At 68.5% G+C, this 18326-nt stretch carries 20 protein-coding genes; 11 read left to right on the forward strand and 9 right to left on the reverse strand.

The annotated features are described in order from the left end of the window. Position 1: 1 nt before the first annotated feature. Positions 2-697, reverse strand: a complete 696-nt coding sequence (locus H7J86_RS28725; RefSeq protein ID WP_267295089.1) for a cutinase family protein — start codon at positions 695-697, stop codon at positions 2-4. Between the two features lie 90 nt (positions 698-787). Between H7J86_RS28725 and H7J86_RS28730 the strand changes: the two genes are divergently transcribed. From H7J86_RS28730 to H7J86_RS28740, 3 genes are read left to right on the forward strand one after another with little or no spacing between them, the layout of a single operon-like run. Then, positions 788-1930, forward strand: coding sequence for an alkaline phosphatase family protein (locus tag H7J86_RS28730; RefSeq protein WP_170847236.1), 1143 nt, complete (start codon positions 788-790; stop codon positions 1928-1930). A gap of 12 nt (positions 1931-1942) precedes the next feature. Next, complete coding sequence (locus H7J86_RS28735) at positions 1943-2902, forward strand: enolase C-terminal domain-like protein (protein WP_187095615.1); 960 nt, start codon at positions 1943-1945, stop codon at positions 2900-2902. 4 nt (positions 2903-2906) lie between these two features. Beyond that, positions 2907-4163, forward strand: a complete 1257-nt coding sequence (locus tag H7J86_RS28740; RefSeq protein WP_267295091.1) for a cytochrome P450 — start codon at positions 2907-2909, stop codon at positions 4161-4163. Between the two features lie 12 nt (positions 4164-4175). Here the strand turns inward: H7J86_RS28740 and H7J86_RS28745 are convergent, their stop codons facing one another. Further along, the gene (locus H7J86_RS28745; protein WP_276065909.1) at positions 4176-5039 is read right to left on the reverse strand and encodes an aminoglycoside phosphotransferase family protein; all 864 of its coding nucleotides are present in this window, start codon (positions 5037-5039) and stop codon (positions 4176-4178) included. A 118-nt stretch (positions 5040-5157) separates the two neighbouring features. Between H7J86_RS28745 and tpx the strand changes: the two genes are divergently transcribed. The 5 genes from tpx to H7J86_RS28770 all read left to right on the forward strand — a co-directional run bounded on the left by tpx (position 5158) and on the right by H7J86_RS28770 (position 9356). Then, entirely contained in the window at positions 5158-5652 is a 495-nt protein-coding gene (gene tpx, locus H7J86_RS28750) for a thiol peroxidase (RefSeq protein ID WP_090357370.1), read from the forward strand. Positions 5653-5875: 223 nt separating this feature from the next. Continuing rightward, positions 5876-6502: an NlpC/P60 family peptidoglycan-binding protein RipD gene (ripD, locus tag H7J86_RS28755; RefSeq protein WP_267295093.1), complete on the forward strand. Its 627-nt coding sequence runs from the start codon at positions 5876-5878 to the stop codon at positions 6500-6502. Positions 6503-6608: 106 nt separating this feature from the next. Continuing rightward, the gene (locus tag H7J86_RS28760; RefSeq protein ID WP_267295095.1) at positions 6609-7661 is read left to right on the forward strand and encodes a M48 family metallopeptidase; all 1053 of its coding nucleotides are present in this window, start codon (positions 6609-6611) and stop codon (positions 7659-7661) included. Continuing rightward, positions 7658-8515, forward strand: a complete 858-nt coding sequence (locus H7J86_RS28765) for a helix-turn-helix transcriptional regulator (RefSeq protein ID WP_267295755.1) — start codon at positions 7658-7660, stop codon at positions 8513-8515. Before H7J86_RS28760 ends, H7J86_RS28765 begins: the two co-directional genes overlap by 4 nt. 4 nt (positions 8516-8519) lie before the next feature. Beyond that, complete coding sequence (locus H7J86_RS28770) at positions 8520-9356, forward strand: SAM-dependent methyltransferase (RefSeq protein WP_267295097.1); 837 nt, start codon at positions 8520-8522, stop codon at positions 9354-9356. On the opposite strand, the gene H7J86_RS28775 is transcribed toward H7J86_RS28770, so the two are convergent. Next, on the reverse strand, positions 9339-9893 hold the full coding sequence (locus H7J86_RS28775) for a DUF4334 domain-containing protein (protein WP_267295099.1): 555 nt from the start codon (positions 9891-9893) through the stop codon (positions 9339-9341). The genes H7J86_RS28770 and H7J86_RS28775 overlap by 18 nt on opposite strands. Before the next feature lie 68 nt (positions 9894-9961). Between H7J86_RS28775 and H7J86_RS28780 the strand changes: the two genes are divergently transcribed. Beyond that, positions 9962-11419: an FAD-dependent oxidoreductase gene (locus tag H7J86_RS28780; protein ID WP_267295101.1), complete on the forward strand. Its 1458-nt coding sequence runs from the start codon at positions 9962-9964 to the stop codon at positions 11417-11419. On the opposite strand, the gene H7J86_RS28785 is transcribed toward H7J86_RS28780, so the two are convergent. From H7J86_RS28785 to H7J86_RS28800, 4 genes are read right to left on the reverse strand one after another with little or no spacing between them, the layout of a single operon-like run. Beyond that, positions 11420-13810, reverse strand: coding sequence for an ATP-binding cassette domain-containing protein (locus tag H7J86_RS28785; protein WP_187095609.1), 2391 nt, complete (start codon positions 13808-13810; stop codon positions 11420-11422). Then, positions 13807-13938: a hypothetical protein gene (locus H7J86_RS28790; RefSeq protein WP_267295103.1), complete on the reverse strand. Its 132-nt coding sequence runs from the start codon at positions 13936-13938 to the stop codon at positions 13807-13809. Before H7J86_RS28790 ends, H7J86_RS28785 begins: the two co-directional genes overlap by 4 nt. 28 nt (positions 13939-13966) lie before the next feature. Beyond that, entirely contained in the window at positions 13967-14377 is a 411-nt protein-coding gene (locus H7J86_RS28795) for a VOC family protein (RefSeq protein WP_220388632.1), read from the reverse strand. Positions 14378-14391: 14 nt separating this feature from the next. Beyond that, positions 14392-14841, reverse strand: coding sequence for a helix-turn-helix transcriptional regulator (locus H7J86_RS28800; protein WP_090357381.1), 450 nt, complete (start codon positions 14839-14841; stop codon positions 14392-14394). A 26-nt stretch (positions 14842-14867) separates the two neighbouring features. Here H7J86_RS28800 and H7J86_RS28805 point away from each other — a divergent pair, with 26 nt between their 5' ends. Next, positions 14868-15245 (forward strand): NYN domain-containing protein, encoded by a 378-nt coding sequence (locus H7J86_RS28805; RefSeq protein WP_090357383.1) that lies wholly within the window; start codon positions 14868-14870, stop codon positions 15243-15245. 11 nt (positions 15246-15256) lie between these two features. On the opposite strand, the gene H7J86_RS28810 is transcribed toward H7J86_RS28805, so the two are convergent. Further along, the gene (locus H7J86_RS28810) at positions 15257-16090 is read right to left on the reverse strand and encodes a phytanoyl-CoA dioxygenase family protein (protein ID WP_267295105.1); all 834 of its coding nucleotides are present in this window, start codon (positions 16088-16090) and stop codon (positions 15257-15259) included. 544 nt (positions 16091-16634) lie between these two features. On the opposite strand from H7J86_RS28810, the gene H7J86_RS28815 reads away from it, so the two are divergent. Next, complete coding sequence (locus tag H7J86_RS28815) at positions 16635-17549, forward strand: extracellular catalytic domain type 1 short-chain-length polyhydroxyalkanoate depolymerase (RefSeq protein WP_090357387.1); 915 nt, start codon at positions 16635-16637, stop codon at positions 17547-17549. On the opposite strand, the gene H7J86_RS28820 is transcribed toward H7J86_RS28815, so the two are convergent. Next, positions 17535-18323: an MBL fold metallo-hydrolase gene (locus tag H7J86_RS28820; RefSeq protein ID WP_308204888.1), complete on the reverse strand. Its 789-nt coding sequence runs from the start codon at positions 18321-18323 to the stop codon at positions 17535-17537. The genes H7J86_RS28815 and H7J86_RS28820 overlap by 15 nt on opposite strands. Positions 18324-18326: the final 3 nt, after the last annotated feature.

Genomic DNA, 18326 nt, shown 5'->3' on the forward strand with positions numbered 1-18326 from the left:
TCTAGAAGACGCGCTGCGCGACGAAGTCGGCCGCTTCGGCCGGTGCCTGGGTGTGCGCGTAGTTGCCATGTACGAGACTGATACCGCCGCCACCCGCGCAGATCACGTCGCCGGGCAGACAGATGTCGATGGTCTTGTCCGCCACCAGCGGGCCGATCACCACCGGCGGCGCGCCCAGCGTGGCGACGACGCCGTCCGACGGCGTGCCGAACAAGGCCACCGCGGCGATGTGCTCGGCCGTTTGTGCCGACATCGGTCCGTTGATCCCCGCGGGCACGATGTAGCCGGGTGGGATCGCCGGACCGGTCACATATCCGATGACGGCCGCACCCTGTGAGCTGCCGCCCAACACCAGCTTGGTCTTGGGGCAGTTCGCAGCCATGGTGTTGATGTGGCTGATGGCGTCGACGACACCGTCGGAGGCGGTGGGGAAGTCATTGCTCGCCGGATAGTTGACCGCGTAGTCGCTGACCGTCCGGGTACCTGCGCGGGCCCGGACCTCATCGACGAAGGCTTGCCCGACGGCCCCGAGTCCGGGCGGTTCGGTTGTCCCGCGAGCGAAGGTGACATCCACGTCGGCGCAGGACTCGGCCGTCGCGGTGGGTGCACCCACACACAGCGTGAACACCGCGGCCGCGACGCCCAGCAATGCCCCGATTCCCGTCGACAACCGCCGCGCTCTGGCGCTGGTGCTCATACCGTTGCTCCCAAATCCTCGCTCAGCGGTCATGGTAGTGGCGCGGATGCGTCTCCCGTGGGCAGGCTGCCCGCCGCCTACCCTGACCTCATGTTCATCACTCCCCGCTACGGCGACGGCGCCCTGGCCGATCTTCTGCCGTCCGTCCTGGGTGCGCTGGGCGTGGCGGGGGAGCGCGACCGGGTCGGGCTGGGTCTGGACCGTGTCCGCCGCGTTGCGGTCCTGCTGGTCGACGGGATGGGTGCCGAACTGGTGGCCGCCCGCCGCGATGCCGCACCGTTCCTGGACGGGATGACCGGCAGGACACTGACCGCGGGCTTCCCCAGCACCACAGCCGCGAGCCTGGCATCGCTGGGTACCGGGGTGCCCGCCGGTGAGCACGGCATCGTCGGCTACCTGCTGGCCGTGCCCGGTCACGAGCGCATGATGAACCCGCTCAAATGGCGACTGATGGGCCAGGGGCCCAAGGTCGACCTGTTGAAAGAGATTGTGCCGGAACAGTTTCAGCCGGTGACGACAATGTTCGAGCGGGCCGTCGCCGACGGTGTCGTCGTCACTCAGGTGGCGCCGATGTACCAGGCTGGTTCTGGATTGACGCGCGCCGCGTTGCGAGGTGGCGAGTTCCGGCCGAACTTCTCCTGCGGTGATCTGGTCGACGGCGTGCTCACCGCTCTCGGCGGCAGCGACCGCGCGCTGGTCTATGCGTATCACGGCGACCTGGACATGACCGGGCACGTGCGGGGGCCGGATTCGGAGGCCTGGGCGCTCGAGCTGGCCCATGTCGACCTCACGATCCGGGCCATCGCCGAGCGGCTGCCCGCGGACGCCGCCCTGATCGTCACCGCGGACCACGGCATGGTGGCGGTCGATTCACCGGTGGACTTCGACCGGGAGCCGCTCTTGCAGGCCGGGGTGCGTGGACTCGGCGGTGAGCCCCGGGCGCGCCACGTCTACACCGAGCCTGGGGCGGCGTCCGATGTCGCCGCGGCCTGGCGGGAACTGTTGAGCGACGACTTCACGGTGCTCACCCGGCAGGAGGTGATCGGTGAAGGCTGGTTCGGCCCGGAGGTCGCCGCGCAGGTGGCGCCCCGCATCGGTGATGTCATCGCGGTGCCGACCGGAAACCGGGCCGTCATCCGGTCGGGTGCCGAACCACTGCAGTCGACTCTGGTCGGCCATCACGGGTCGCTGACCGCGGCCGAGATGCTGGTCCCGCTATACGTGGTCCGCTAGCGTCGCTTGATTGTGCAGACTCTGATCGACTTCGACGACGCGCCCGTCTTCGCGCTCCCGGTCCTCGATCCGGTGGGTGCGGCGGTGGCCGAGGGCATGCTCATCGAAGGACCGCAGGGCTGGGGGGAGTTCAGCCCGCCACCGGATGCCGAGGCCGCAGCACTGGGCCGCTGGCTGACCGCGGCCACGGAGCCGGGCACCATCGGCTGGCCCGATCCGGTGCGCGGGCGGGTTCCCGTCGCGGTCAGCGTGCCGGCCGTCGGGGCCGCGCGGGCCCGCGCGATCGTGCAGGCCGCCGGCTGTGGCACCGCAGACGTGACGGTCGGTGGTCCCGCGGGGCTGCTCGCCGACGATATCGCGCGGGTGGCGGCGGTGCGGGACGCGCTGGGCTCCTCGGGTGTCATCCGCTGCGACGCCGGGGGCAGCTGGGATCCGGCGTCCGCGGTGAATGCGATCGCCGCGCTCGAACAGGCGGCCGGGGCCCTCGAATTCGTCGCGCAACCCTGCGCCGACCTGGAGCAGACGGCCTGGGTCCGGGCCCGGGTGGCCGTCCCGATTGCGGCCGACGCCGACGACGCAGCCGACCTGGAGGTCGTGCGGGGGGCCGCCGATATCGCCGTCTTGCGCTGTGGTCGGCTGGGTGGGGCGCGCCGGGCGCTGCGCATCGCCGAGTTGTCCGGTCTGCCGTGTGTGGTGGTCTCCGACGCCGTCAGCAGTATCGGTGTCGCGGCGGGCGTCGCCCTGGCCGGAGCATTGCCGAAGTTGCCGTTCGCCTGCGCGCTGGGCACCCGCCTGCTGTTCGCCGGGGACCTGGTCGCACCGGTCCGGTCGTTGATTCCCGTCGACGGCTTCTTGCCGGTGGCACCCATGCCGGCCGCTCCGGCGGCCGAGTTTCTGGCGCAGTACACGGTGACCGATCGGGACCGAACACAAAGGTGGCGTGAACGGCTGCGGGCGGCGATTGCAGAATGAGCAAATGACGGCATCGCAATCGGGGGCGGACCCCCACCTTCTGCTGGCGCAGGCGCTGGCACCGGCGAACCGCGTGGATCCGTATCCGGTGTACCAGCAGCTGCGTGAGCACGGCCCGTTGCACCTGCCCGAAGTCAATCTCATGGTCCTCACGTCGTTCGCCCACTGCGACGCCGTACTGCGACACCCGGCCTCGGCCAGCGACCGCGACAAATCGACCATCGCGCAGCGCCAGATCGCCGAGGGCAAGCAGCCCCGGCCGTTCGGTCTGGCCGGCCTGGTCGACCAGCGGCGCACCCCGGCGTTCCTGTTCCTGGACCCGCCCGATCACACCCGGCTGCGCAAACTGGTGGTCAAGGCCTTCGCACCGCGGGTGATCAGCGCGATGCAGGCCGAGATCACCGCGGTGGTGGACGGGCTGCTCGACACCGCGCAGCGCAACGGTGAATTCGATGCCGTCACCGGGCTGGCCTACCCGCTCGCGGTTGCGGTGATCTGCCGCCTGCTCGGGGTGCCCGTCGAGGACGAGCCGCAGTTCGGCCACGCCTCGACGCTGCTCGGGCAGACCGTGGACCCGTTTCTGGCCGCCACCGGAAAACCCGAGGGCTTCCACGAACGGATCGAGGCGGGCAAGTGGCTGCGCTCGTACTTCCGGGACTTGATCCAGCGCCGACGTCGCGATCCGGGCGATGACCTGATCTCGGCGCTGATCGCCGTCGAGGAGTCCGGCGATCAGCTCACCGAGGACGAGATCATCTCCACCTGCAACCTGCTGCTGATCGCGGGACACGAGTCCACGGTCAGCCTCATCACGACGGCGATCCTGGTGATGCTTCGCGACCGGGCGCAATGGATCGCACTCGGCGCCGACCGGCACCGGGCCGGGCGCGTGGTGGAGGAGACGCTGCGCTTCGATCCGCCGGCCCAGCTGCTCGGCCGCATCGCCGCCGAGGACATCGTCTTACCGGACGTGACGGTGCCCAAGGGCGACACGATGATCGTGCTGCTGGCCGCCGGGCATCGCGACCCTGCCGCCAACGAGCGACCCGACGAGTTCGATCCGGACCGAAAAGTCATCCGGCACTTGGGTTTCGGCCACGGCACTCATTTCTGCCTGGGCGCCGCACTGGTGCGGTTGGAGGCATCGATCGCCTTGTCGGCGGTCACCGCCCGGTTCCCGGATGCCCGCCTCGGCGGCGAGCCCGTCTACAAGCCCAATGTGACGCTGCGTGGCATCTCGTCGCTGCCGGTGCGAATCTGAGGGCCCAGCGGATCAGTCCTGAACCGCCTTGGCGATCGCCACGCAGGTGGTCAGATAGTGCGCGTCGGGTACGTCGTTCTCGGTGAGCTCCCACATCGCGTCGTGCATCATCCGCACGATCACCCACGCCCGGGCCCGGTCGGCGTCGAACCCGGCGGCGTCGACCATCGTGTGGAACCGGCGGCGCACCCCTTCCCGGACGTACCCCTCCAACTCGTCGAAGCGGTCGAACAGCATGGGCGCGATCTCGTAATGCGGATCGCCGCTCATCGGTTTCGGGTCGATCACCAGCCACGGTTCCCGGTCGGCGGCGAGCACGTTCTCGTAGTGCAGGTCGCCGTGGATGAGTGTGCCCCCGCTGGCAGGGTCCTCGGCGAGGTCGGTGCCCAGACTGATCGCCTGCTCCACCAACCGGCGCGGCACCGCGGCGCTGCGGGGAAGCTTCCGCAGTTCGGCCGTCCATTCCCGGATGAATCCGGTCAGTGGTCGCAGTTGCGGTAGCGCGGCGACGTGTATCCGGGCGTAGAGCCCGGCGACCACCTCGCATGCCTCGATATCCCAGAGCTCGTTGAGGTTTCGTTCGTGCAGCCGTTCGAGCAACATGGCCCGCCGGTGCGGGTCCGCACGCAGCAGCCGTACAGCACCCGCGCCACCCCACCGTCGCAGCGCCAGGTGTTCGTGTTCGGACTCGTCGTCGGGAAAGGCCACCTTCAGCACCGCGGCACTGCCGTCATCGGCGCGCACCGGCAGCACGACCGAGCAGAATCCGTGCGCCGGGACGCCGTCGGGGGTCAGGCTCCAGTCCCTCAGCTGTCCGGTCACGATCGCGGGCAGCCGGTCCACCCACGCCTGCCACTGCGGGCCCCGCGCCGCCATGGCGGCCACCGCGTGGGGAAGGACGAACACCGTGCCATCCTGCCAGCTTGTCCGGCCCGTACCCGCAATCGCGCCCCTGGCCTGCACGCCGGACCCGGTCTTTGACAGACTGGTCGCCATGGCACAGATAACCTTGCGTGGGAACCCCATCAACACCATTGGCGAGCTTCCTGCTGTGGGCGCTCCGGCCCCCGGCTTCGCTCTGACCGGCACCGACCTCGGTGTCGTCAGCAATGAGCAGTTCAGCGGCAAGCCCGTCGTGCTGAACATCTTCCCGTCGGTGGACACGCCGGTGTGTGCGGTCAGCGTCCGGACCTTCAACGAGCGGGCCGCCGCGGGTGGTGCCACCGTGGTCAACGTATCCAAGGACCTGCCGTTCGCGCAGAAGCGCTTTTGCGGTGCGGAAGGTATCGAGAACGTCACCACCGCGTCGGCCTTCCGCGACAGCTTCGGCGAGGACTACGGCATCACCATCGTCGACGGACCGATGGCCGGCCTGCTCGGACGCGCCATCGTGGTGATCGGTGCCGACGGTAACGTCGCCTACACCCAGCTGGTCCCGGAGATCGGCAGCGAGCCGGACTACGACGCCGCACTGTCCGCCGCTCAGTAGATCGCCCAGTTCGACGGCACCGGCCGGTCGTGCGGATTCGCGCGACCGGCCGGTGCTTTTTCGTGTCACGGTCACTTTTGTGTCACGGTATTGCATCTCATCAGCGTTGTGCCGCACTGAGTTTGGGCGGTTGCCCTAAAAGCCGGTAGAACTGTCTTCAGTGGCCGTCAATTTCGACGTCACACCGTGAATCCCGCGTGAGTTGCAGAGAGTTGAGGTTCGGATGAAGCGCATCTGTGCCTTGTTGATCGGCTTGGCAGTGCTGCTGGCCACCCCCGGTATCGCCGCGGCGGACCCGTTCGGCCGGCCCGCGCGCAACCAGCAGGCGATCGATTTCGTGATCCAGCGCGCGCTGTCCCAGCGCGGGGTTCCTTTCACCTACGGCGGCGGAAACGCCAACGGCCCGAGTGTCGGTGTGCCGCAAGCGGTCACACCACTGGCCGCCGACCCCGCGACCGGATTCGGCACCCCGCAGGTGGCCGCCGGCACCCCTGGTCTGGTGCCCGGGCTGAACTTCCCGGGACTGGCCGCGCCCACGGCGGCATCTCCTGTAGCCGACCCGTCCGCCAACGTCGTCGGGTTCGACGCCTCCGGCCTCATGGTCTACGCGTTCGCCGGCGTCGGCCTCAAACTGCCCAGGTCCTCCGGTGAGCAGTACAAGGTGGCCCAGAAGGTGCTGCCCGCGCAGGCGCTGCCGGGCGACCTGATCTTCTACGGCCCGGACGGCACCCAGAGCGTGGCGCTGTTCATCGGCAACGGCCAGATGGTGGAGACCACCAGCCAGGGCGTCGCAGTCTCGCCGGTGCGCACCGACACCATGACGCCGTATCTGGGACGCATCATCGCCTGACGCCCCCCCTCGCGATTTGTGCACGTTCTCCGGCGGTAAGCGCCGGTAGGCGTGCACAAATCGCTGATTGCGTAGGGTTGAGCTGCCGACCGAGGGAGGCAGCTGTATGGAGCACACACCGGCGACGGCACGAACCGTCTTCCCCGATATCAGCTCGCGCGCGTGGGAGCACCCGGCCGATCGCACGGCGCTGACGGCGTTGCGCCGCCTCAAGGGTTTCGACCAGGTGCTCAAGGTACTGTCCGGCGCGCTGCGCGAGCGTCAGCACCGGCTGCTGTACCTGGCGTCCGCAGCGCGGGTGGGGCCGCGGCAGTTCGCCGATCTCGATGCCCTGCTCGACGAATGCGTGCAGGTACTCGACGCCCCGGCCAAGCCGGAGCTGTTCGTCACGCAGTCACCGCTGGCCAACGCCTACACGATCGGTATGGACACCCCGTTCATCGTGATCACCTCGGGGCTCTACGACCTGATGTCGCACGACGAGATGCGTTTCGTGATCGGCCACGAGCTCGGCCATGCACTATCCGGGCACGCGGTGTACCGCACGATGGTCATGCATCTGATGCGGCTGGCCTCGTCGTTCGGTTTCATCCCCATCGGCGGCTGGGCCCTGCGCGCCATTGTGGCCGCCTTGCTGGAATGGCAACGCAAATCTGAACTTTCGGGGGACCGCGCCGGACTGCTGTGTGCCCAGGATGTCGACGTGGCCATCCGGGTGGAACTCAAACTCGCCGGCGGCGGGCACCTGGACAAGCTGGATTCGCAGGCCTTCCTGGCGCAGGCGCAGGAGTACGAACGCACCGGCGACATGCGCGACGGACTGCTCAAGTTGCTCAATCTCGAGTTGCAGACCCACCCGTTCTCGGTGCTGCGGGCCGCGGCGCTGACGGCGTGGGTGGACACCGGCGGCTACGGCGCGGTGCTGGCGGGCGACTACCCGCGGCGGTCCGAGGACACGTCCGGCTGGGTCGATGACGTGACCGAGACGGCCCGGCATTACAAGGATGGTTTCGACCAGTCGGACGATCCGCTGATCCGCGGTATTCGCGACGGTCTCGGCGGCATCGCCGACGGTGTCGGCCAGGCGGCGACGACAGCGGCGGATGCGGTGGGCCGCAGGATCTCCCAGTGGCGGCAGCACCACGGCGGGGACCGGTGACGGGTCCGCGGCTGTACCGGCCGGGCCCGGCGCTCGCCGAAGTCGTCGACTACTACGGCTACTGGGAGCGTGCGGCGGGCGAACCGCATCGCAGCCGCGCGCTGCCACGTGGCGCGGCGACGGTCGTCATCGACGTGAGCGGGCGGGCGCAGGTCGACTTCTATGCCGGCGACGGGTGCACCCGGCTCGAGGTGCCGTCCGCGTTCATTGTCGGCGCCGGAACCAACTCGTACATCACCGGTATCGACGCGGCGCAGACCGTGATGACCGTCCACTTCAAACCCGCCGGCGCGCTGGGATTCCTGGGCACCGGGATGGGTGCGCTGGAGAATGTGTGCGCGGGTCTGGTCGATGTCTGCGGCCGGCCGGCTGCGCAGTTGCACGAACAGCTCCTGGATGCGCGCACTGCCCGCGACCGAATCACGCTCGTCGAGGCATTTCTGCGGGAACGGCGCCGGCTGCACCAACGCCGTCCGAGCGCCGAGATCATGGCGGTGCTGCGATCGGTGGAATCGGACCCCTCGGTGCGGATCTCGCAGGTCCGCGCGGAGATGGGCTGGTCAGCGCGGCGGCTGGCCGACCGGTTCCGGGCGGAAGTGGGACTGACGCCCAAGGCCTATCAGCGGGTGCGGCGGTTGCAGGGCGCGCTGCGCAGACTCGACGGAAACGCCGGGCGGGGCGCGGATATCGCGGCCGATCTCGGGTATTTCGACCAGTCACATTTCGTCCGTGAATTCCGGGAGTTCACCGGCATGACGCCGTCGCAGTACGCCGACCGCCGGTCCTGGCTGCCAAGCCATGTCGAGCTCGGGCAGAAATATCCAAGTCACGCGGGCCGGCACGGGCAAGGATGACTCCATGCACAAGACGCGAGAAGCGGTGGCCGGCACAGCTCTGCTGGTAGCGGCCATCCGGGCCAGAGAATCGGTGCGGGAGGACCGGCTGTTCACGGATCCGTTCGCGGAGAAACTTGCCGGTGAGACCGGTCGCCGCAACCTGGACGCGGCGATCGCCGCCGCCGGTGAGCAGGCAGGCGCTCAGATCGTGGTGCGGACGCGGTTCTGGGACGAGGCGCTGCTGCGCGCCACGGCGACCGTGGGCCAGGTGGTGATCCTGGCCGCCGGGATGGATGCCCGGGCGTACCGCCTGGACTGGTCGGACGGAGTGCGCGTCTACGAACTCGACCAGCCGGCGGTCATCGCGGCCAAGGACCGGTTGCTGTCCGGAGATGCCCCGCGCTGCCACCGGGTGGCAGTCGGAGTCGACCTGGCCGACGACTGGCCGGCCGCGCTGACGTCGTCGGGCTTCGATACGGGTGCGCCGTCGGTGTGGCTGATCGAGGGGCTGCTGCAGTACCTGGAGGCGGCCGAGGTCCGGGCGCTGTTCGCTCGCATCGATGCGCTGTCGGCACCCGCTTCGGTGTTGCTGTACGAGGTGGTGGGGCAGGCCTTGCTGGATTCGCCGACGATGGCCGGCCTGCTGGAATCGATGGCCGCACAAGGCTCGCCGTGGTTGTTCGGTTCCGACAGCCCGGGCGAGTTGGCCGAGCGCCATGGCTGGACGGCGGTCGTCACCGACATCGCGGTCCCGGGCAATGCGTGGGAGCGATGGTCCGCGCCCGTCGTGCCGATGGAGGTGCCGGGTGTGCCGCGCGGCTACTTCGTCGAGGCGGTCAAATCACAGGACGGGCAGTGAGGTGTCGCGGCGTAGCACGAAGAAATAGGGGCGTGGCACGCCGCGCAGATCCATCGCCCCGATCACCTCGTCCTCGGACAGCTTGCGGAAGACGTCGTTGATGGGCAGTTGGTCGTAGATCATCGTCGCGGTGTCGACCCCGCGGTAGCGGGTGGTGCGCAGCCTCGCCTTCGGCGCTGAGGTCCGCAACACCGGCCGCAGGGCGGTGACGGGCCGGGTGAGCGAAAGATGCTTGATGAAAGGCAGTTTGGTGGCGACACCGAGGCTGCCGAACGCCAACACGGGGTTCATCGCCCACAGCGCATTGCCGTCCCTGGTGGGGAAGAGCAACGGATGCACCTTCTCCGCGCTCAGGAACTGCTTGCCCCACCATCCGCTGACGGCCAGCAGACCGTCCAGCGGATGCCCGGTGGGCACCTCCGCGCCGCGCCAGGTGCCGAGCATGAACTCCGGCTCCACCGCAGGGGCGGCGTCGAACACCTCCAGTGCCTCGGCGGTGGTGGTGGGCACGGTGGTGAGCACGTCCTGGGCGAGCATGCCCGACACCATACTTGACAGGTGTCAAGTACGGCAATGCGGTGTTCGGTCTCTGGCATCCTGATCCCATGGTCGAGCTGGCACGGCAGACGTTCGTGCGCGGTGCGCTCGGGTTGCTCGCCGGTGCGGCACTGGGCGCCTGCGCGCCCGCGACATCGCAGCCAGGGGTGAGCCCCGCATCGACCGCCGCAGGTCGCCCGGACTGGCGCGCCCTGGCCGAGGGTATCGACGGAGCCGTCATCCTCCCGGCCGACGGTGCCTACGGTTCGGCCAAGCGCATCTTCAACGCCCGGTACGACGATGCCACGCCGGCGGCCGTCGTCTCGGTCTCCTCGACAGGCGACGTGCAGAAGGCGATGCGCTTTGCCGCCGACCATGCGCTGAAAGTGACACCGCGGTGCGGCGGGCACTCCTATATCGGCGCGTCTGCCGCCGACTCTGCGCTCGTGCTCGATCTGCGTGGACTGCCCGGCGGGGTGAGCTATGACCCGGCAACCGGCGTGGCGACCATTGCAGCCGGGGCCGATCTGGCGTCGGTCCAGACCGCCTTGGCTGCCTTCGGACGCGCCATCCCGACCGGCAGCTGTCCGAGCGTCGGGGTCTCCGGCCTCACCCTGGGTGGTGGTCTCGGGTCCGGCGCGCGGCGCTTCGGTCTGAGCTGCGATGCGCTGGTCTCCGCGGTGGTGGCGTTGCCGGGCGGGGACATGGTCACCGCATCAGCCGACCGGGAGGCCGACCTGTACTGGGCGTTACGCGGCGGCGGTGGGGGCAGTTGCGGTGTCGTGATCTCGTTGCACTTCCGGACCTTCGCCACCGCCGATCGCGATGTCGTCACCATGGCATTCCCGGAATCCGCTGCGGTGCAGATGATCTCCGGCTGGCACAGCTGGCTGGGTGCTGCCGGGCGATCGACCTGGGGCATGGTGAACCTCACCGCGGGCCCGGACCCCGGGCTGCGCTGCTCGGTGGTGCTGGCGACACCCGCGGGTGCCGGCCCGGCCGCGGCCGCCGACGTGCGTGCGGCGATCGGGGTGGCGCCGCAGCGCAGCACCGTCAAGACCTTCGGCCATCTGGACCTGGTGCACTATTTCGCGGGCGGATCGGACGCCACCAGGCCGCGGGCCTTCGTGGCCGGATCCGACGTCCTCGGGGCGCTGACACCGGCCACGGCGGAAAAGCTGGTGTCCGCCATGTCGGCTTGGCCGGTGACCTCGGGTGCCGCGACCGCCGTCGTGGAGTCACTGGACGGGGCGATCGGCGATCAGCAGCCCGGCGACACCGCGTTCCCGTGGCGCCGCCAGGCGGCGTGTGTGCAGTGGTACACCGAGGCGCCGGACATCGCCGCGGCGACGGCGTGGCTGGCCGATGCACACGCGGCGGTCCATCCGGATTCGGTTGGGGCCTATGTCAATTACGTGGAGCCAGGGGTGGCGCCGGCCCGCTACTTCGGCACCAACCTGGAGCGGTGGGCAGCGGTGCGCCGCCGGTACGACCCGTCCGGGTTGATGTACTCGGCCCTGACCTGATCACGCGCCGACATAGGCGGCCAGATGATCGCCGGTCAGTGTGCCGCGATCATCGACCAGCGTGCGTGGCGGCCCCTCGAAGACCACCCGGCCGCCGTCGTGCCCCGCGCCGGGGCCCAGATCGATGATCCAGTCCGCGTGCGCCATCACGGCCTGGTGGTGCTCGATGACGATGACCGATTTGCCCGAGTCGACGATGTGGTCCAGCAGGGCCAGGAGCTGGTCGACATCGGCCAGATGCAGTCCCGATGTCGGCTCGTCCAGCACGTAGACGTCGGCCTTCTCCGCCAGCTGGGAGGCCAGTTTCAACCGTTGCCGCTCACCGCCGGACAGGGTGGTCAACGGCTGGCCCAGCGTCACGTAACCCAACCCCACATCGGCCAGCCGCTGCAGGATCTTCTGCGCTGCGGGGATCTCCTGCCCTGTTCGATTCCCCGAGTCGCTGCGCTCCTGCCCGCCGGCGGCGCCGAAGAACTCCCGCGCCTCGGTCACCGGCATGGCCAACACCTCGCTGATGTTGCGGCCACCGAAGGTGTACGCCAGTACGGACGAATCGAACCGCCTGCCCTCGCACTCCTCGCATGTCGTCGACACCCCCGCCATGATCGCCAGATCGGTGTAGATGATCCCCGCGCCCTTACAGGCCGGGCAGGCGCCGTCCGAATTGGCGCTGAACAGCGCCGGTTTCACCCCATTGGCCTTGGCGAAGGCCTTGCGGATCGGCTCGAGCAGACCGGTGTAGGTGGCGGGATTGCTGCGCCGGGAGCCGCGGATGGGGGACTGGTCGACGGCCACCACACCCTCGCGTCCGGCGACCGAGCCGTGGATCAGCGAACTCTTCCCCGAGCCTGCGACCCCGGTCACCACCACCAGCACGCCGAGTGGGATATCGACATCCACTCCCGCGAGGTTGTGCATGTCGGCGCCGCGGATCTCCATGGCCCCGGTGGATTCGCGCACGGTGTCCTTCAACGCGGCCCGGTCATCGAGATGGCGTCCGGTCAGCGTGCCGCTCTTGCGGAGCTGGGCGACAGTGCCCTCGAACACCACCTCGCCACCCGCGGCGCCTGCGCCCGGGCCCAGGTCGACCACGTGGTCGGCCACCGCGATCGTCTCCGGCTTGTGTTCGACCACCAGCACGGTATTGCCCTTGTCGCGCAGTCGAAGCAGCAGCTCGTTCATCCGCGCGATATCGTGCGGATGCAGGCCCACGGTGGGTTCGTCGAACACGTAGGTGACATCGGTCAGTGACGAGCCGAGCTGGCGAATCATCTTGACCCGCTGGGCTTCCCCGCCCGACAAGGTAGCCGACGGCCGGTCCAGGGAAAGGTAGCCCAGCCCGATCTCGACGAAGGAATCCAGGGTTGCGCGCAACGCGGTCAGCAAGGGTGCGACGGTGGGGTCGTCGACCCCGGTGATCCAGTCGGCGAGGTCACTGATCTGCATCGCGCTGACCTCGGCGATGTTGCGGCCCTGGATTTTCGACGAGCGGGCCAGCTCCGAGAGCCTGGTGCCGTCGCACTCCGGGCAGACCGTGAAGGTGACCGCGCGCTCGACGAAGGCTCGGATATGCGGCTGCATCGCGTCGATATCCTTGGACAGGAAGGACTTTCCGATGGTCGGGATCAGACCGGCGTAGGTCAGATTGATCCCGTCCACCTGGATCTTGGTGGGCTCCTTGTGCAGCAGCGCGTCCAGTTCCTTCTTGGTGTACTTGCGGATCGGCTTGTCCGGATCGAAGAACCCACAGCCCCGGAAGATCCGGCCGTACCAGCCGTCCATGCTGTAGCCGGGAATGGACAGTGCCCCCTCATTGAGGGACTTGGTGTCGTCGTACAGTGCGCTCAGGTCGATATCGTTGACCGTGCCGCGGCCCTCGCAGCGCGGGCACATCCCGCCGGTGATGCTGAACTCGCGGCGCTCCTTGACGGTCTTGCCGCCCCGTTCCATCGTCACCGCCCCGGCACCGCTGATCGAGGCCACATTGAACGAAAATGCCTGTGGTGAACCGATATGCGGGGCGCCCAGCCTGCTGAACAAAATGCGCAGCATCGCCCCGGTATCGGTGACGGTACCGACCGTCGAGCGGGGGTCGGTGCCCAGACGTTGCTGGTCGACGATGATCGCGGTGGTCAGTCCGTCGAGCACGTCGACGTCCGGGCGCGCCAGCGTCGGCATGAAACCCTGGACAAAAGCACTGTACGTCTCGTTGATCAGGCGCTGAGATTCGGCGGCTATCGTGTCGAACACCAGCGAGCTCTTGCCGGAACCGGACACCCCGGTGAACACCGTCAGGCGGCGCTTGGGCAGTTCGAGACTGATGTCCTTGAGGTTGTTCTCCCGCGCGCCGGTCACCCGGATCCGGTCGTGGCTGTCGGCAACCGGGGTCATCGCGCGGTGTTCAGCTCGATCGCCTCGCGCACCAGGGCGGTCAGCGCCGACTCGTCGATCGTGTCGTCCTCGCGGATGCGCGCATCGATCAGGGCGGTGGGGGAGTCGTTCCCGGATTTCGCGGTCATCGGTGAGAGTCCTTTCCTTCTCCGGTGTTCATCGCACTTCCTGGATGCGGACCATGGTGCCCGCGGGGTCGCGAACGGCGAAGTCACGCACGCCGTAGGGCTGCTCGGTGGGCTCCTGCACGATGTCCGCGTCGGTGCCCTGCAGCCGCTCGAAGGTGGCGTCGAGGTCGCTGGTCGCGAGCACGACGATCGCGTAGGTGCCCTTGGCCATCATCTCGGCGATGGTGCGCCGCTCCTGGTCGGTGGTGCCGGGGCCGACGGCCGGTGGGTGCAGCACGATGGAGGTGGCGGGTTGGTTGGGCGGTCCGACGGTGATCCAGCGCATCTTGCCGGAGCCGACGTCGAGGCGGACCTCGAAACCCAGCGTGTCCCGGTAGAACGCCAGCGATTCCTCGGGGTCGTCATGGGGCAGGAAGGTGTTGTGGATGGTGATATCGATGTTCGCCATGCGATTCACGCTAGGTGCAGGCCTACAGCCGGGGCTTCTCGATTCCTGATCGGTTTGGTCACGTTCTTCTCCATACACGACGGCAGCCCCACCGAACCCGCCGCCGCAGCGGCCGTCTGCTCGCGGTAGGCGCTGGGTGGCATGCCGACCAACTCGGTGAACCGGGTGCTGAAGGTCCCCAGCGATGAGCAGCCCACCGCGAAACAGACTTCGGTGACGGTCAGATCGCCACGGCGCAGCAGCGCCATCGCCCGCTCGATCCGGCGGGTCATCAGATACGAATACGGCGACTCGCCGAACGCGAGCTTGAACTGCCGCGAGAGATGCCCGGCCGACATGTTCACACCCCTGGCCAGCGCCTCGACGTCCAACGGCTGGGCATACTCGCGGTCCATCCGGTCCCGGACCCGGCGCAGCAGCTTGAGATCACGTAGCCGCTGCTCCGAGGAGTCCATATCCGGACTCTACTAACGTCGCATCCGTGCGCTGGATCATCGACGCGATGAACGTCATCGGCGCGCGCCCGGACGGCTGGTGGAAGGACCGCCACGCGGCCATGGTCGCGCTGGTGACCAAGCTCGAGGGCTGGGCGGCCGACGGACATCGGGTGACCGTCGTTCTGGAACGGCGGCCCTCACCGCCGATCCGTTCCACCCTGATCGAGATCGCGCACGCTCCGGCAGCCGCGCCGAATTCGGCCGATGACGAGATCGTCCGGCTGCTGCATGCCGATCCCGCCCCGGATGCGATCACGGTCGTCACCTCGGATCGCGTCCTGGCCGAACGTGTGCACGCGACCGGTGCGCGGGTGTACCCGGCGTCGCGGTTCCGCGATCTGCTCGACGGGTCGGTCCGGTGATCCGTCACCGATCAGGGCTGCAACGTCTTTCGGCCGAATTCTCCGCTCGCGCGATCGGGTACTGCCAGGGCCCGCCGCTGGCGTGGTGTCAGATCCTCCAGCACGGACTCGACGATGCGCGCGGGGGGCATGAACCGGGCCAGCGCGTGACGGGGCCGATCACTGGAGTAGACGAAGGTGACCGAATATCGGTCACCGCCCGTCGGGGCTTTGACCCGGTGCAACAGCCGCGCCGTGTCGGCGTACACCGCCGTCCCGGCCGGACCGGTCACCCGTTGCCAAAGCGATGAAGGCACCGCCGCCGTGACATCCGCGTCCGGCAGAAAGGTGAGGCCGGGACGCACCCGCAGGGTCTGCCGGGTCAGGTCGCTGGCGGCCAGCGGAAGGAACTCGAACGGTCCGGTGCTCTCATCGACGTCGCTCAGATACACGATGATCTTGAGCATCCGGCGGTCTTCGAGATCGAAGTGCCAGTGGCGGACCAGGTGTCGGGGATCGGGGGACGCGGCCCGTTCGGCCCTCACCTCCAACCCGTGATAGCGCACCGGGAGTCCGATGTGCCGCTCGGCGATGTCGAGGTTCTCCTCGCTCAGGCCCCACAGAAACAGGGCCGGGTCGTCCTCGAGCAGGTGCAGCGGCAGGTATTCGACGGCCTCGGCGAGGCTGCGTTCGCGCAGCCAGTCGACGGCGCGCTGGGCGGCGGCCTGGGTGTCGGTGTCCAGGCGAACCCGGCGGCCGGCGATATGACCCGATTTCAGCGCGGCGGCGACCGCGGCATCTGCGGCACTGACCGGCGGAAGTGCCGAACGGTATTGCGCCAGACGCGATTCGTAATTCCGCGTCACCATGGAATTGAACGGCGGTGAATTGAGCAGACGGGCTGTGATATCCGAAATGCGAAGCCTGATACCGCCGGCGAATTGGTCGTGCCAAGTATCCCCTCGGCGTCGTGACCGACTCAATCTCAAACCCTTCTCTGTCGGCACAGACGTCGCCGGCGTACTGCCGGTGAAGTACTGAAAAATGTTGTGCGAAACCATCATACGATCCGCGTTCAGGGCCGTGCACACCGCGGTGGCCCCGGGTCCGCACGTTCGGGCGCCCGCCGCGCGGCGCGAATTATCCCGCAAATCAAGGTTAATTCGCCGTGCATCGACGAACGCTGCCGATCGATGGCGAATGTGCATGTGAAGTCAACACGTCCGACGTTCGCGTTAATAACCTCGGCGGTATCGGCAAATTGCGCAACGAGAAGCTGTGAATTTTGCTAAACAGGAAAGGTGTCGCGAATTCTGAGCACGATATTGGATCCCATTGTGCGCACGCTGTGGCCGGCCCCGGTCACCTGCTGTTCGGCAAACGTTCGCCGGACCGCTCTACGGTGCGCCCATGCATAGCGTCCTGAAACGGGCCGGCGCGATGTGCGCCGCGGCGACCGTGATGTTCGGTGCCGCGACGGTCTCAGCGGTGCCGGCCCGAGCGGCGGCAATCGACGTCGGGGGACTGTCTAGGACGTATGAGATACACGTGCCGGCCGGGGTGACTCATCCGTCGGCATTGGTGGTGAATTTGCACGCCGCGGGTGTGTCCGGGCGCGAACAGGCCGCGCTCACCCACTACAACGCCGTGGCGGACGCACACGGCTTCGCCGTCGTCTATCCCGACGGCATCGATATGAGCTGGGCCGACGGTCGTGGTGCCTCCGAACCGGACCGCCAGGGTGTCGACGACGTCGGTTTCATCACCACACTGGTGTCAAAGCTGGTGTCCGACTATGGGATCAGCCCCGGTCGTGTGTTCCTCACCGGGCTGTCGGCCGGCGCCTTCATGGCCAATCGGCTGGCCTGTGACCGCGCCGACCTGTTCGCCGCCATCGCGCCCGTCGCGGGCACCCTCGGCTCGAATGTGGGTTGCGCGCCGTCACGCCCCGTCGCGGTGATGGCGACCTACGGCACGGCCGACCCGATCGTCCCGTTCGGTGGCGGCCCGATGATGGGCCGCGGCGGTGCCAGCGACATCGTGTCGGCGCCGGCGATGGTGCAACGGTGGGGCCGGCTCAACGGCTGTGCCGGTACGCCCGCGCAGCAGCAGCTCGCACCCAGCGGCGACGGAACGCAGACCGATCGGATCGACTTCGCGCCCTGCGCACCCGGCGGCGAGGTGGTGTTCATGCGGGTCAACGGCGGTGGGCACACCTGGCCCGGCGCACCCGAGGTGTTGCCCGCGCACGCCGTGGGCTTGGCGAGCCGCGGGTTCGACGCCTCGGAGGAGTCATGGCAGTTCTTCGACTCACACAGCCGCTGAGCCGGGCACGATCCACTGGCCGTGCGGGGCGGTGGCCACCAGATGACCCAGTCCGGCTTCGTCGAATGCCGCCACGAACTCGTCCAGCCCTTCACTGAAATGCGCCCAGCTGTCCAGATGGGCGGGAATGACGACCTTGGCGCCCAGCACTTCCGCGGCGGCCGCGGCACGCTGGCCGGTCAGCGTCAGCGGGCGGTTGCGTTCCTTGGTCGGTACCCGGGCTGCGCCGGCGAACAGCACGGCGATGTCGACCGCACCGACCCGGTCCCTGATCGCCCGTACCGCGTCGAGTGAGGCGTTGTCGCCACTGAGGTACACGGTGGGAACCTCTGGACCGCTGAGCACGAATCCGGTCACCTCACAATTGACGAAGCCATGCTCGTCGCGCTGCCCGTCGGCCGGGCCGTGTACCGCGGGCACCGCCTGGATGGTGAGGCCCTTCGACTCCACGGACTCCCAGGCCGCCAGGCCGCGGGCGGACGGTCCGAGGCGTGGCGCAGCACGCGGGTGACTCAGCACCAGGGGAGCGTCGCGGGCCAGCTGCCGGCCTGTGGTGTCCAGATTGTCCGGATGTTCGTCGTGGCTGACCAGCACGATATCGATCCGGCCGAGGGCCTCGGTCGGCACGGCGGGACCGGCGGTCTTGGTGAGGTAGGCGTGCGCACCGGGTGGATCGAATGTCGGGTCGATGACGATGCGCTGCCCGGCGATGTCGACGACGGTCGTCGGCCCGCCGAGCACGCTGAAGGCGAATTCGCGGCGCTGTTCGTCGATGTA

This window comes from Mycobacterium hackensackense (genome assembly GCF_025822555.1).
Classification (GTDB): Bacteria; Actinomycetota; Actinomycetes; order Mycobacteriales; family Mycobacteriaceae; genus Mycobacterium; species Mycobacterium fluoranthenivorans.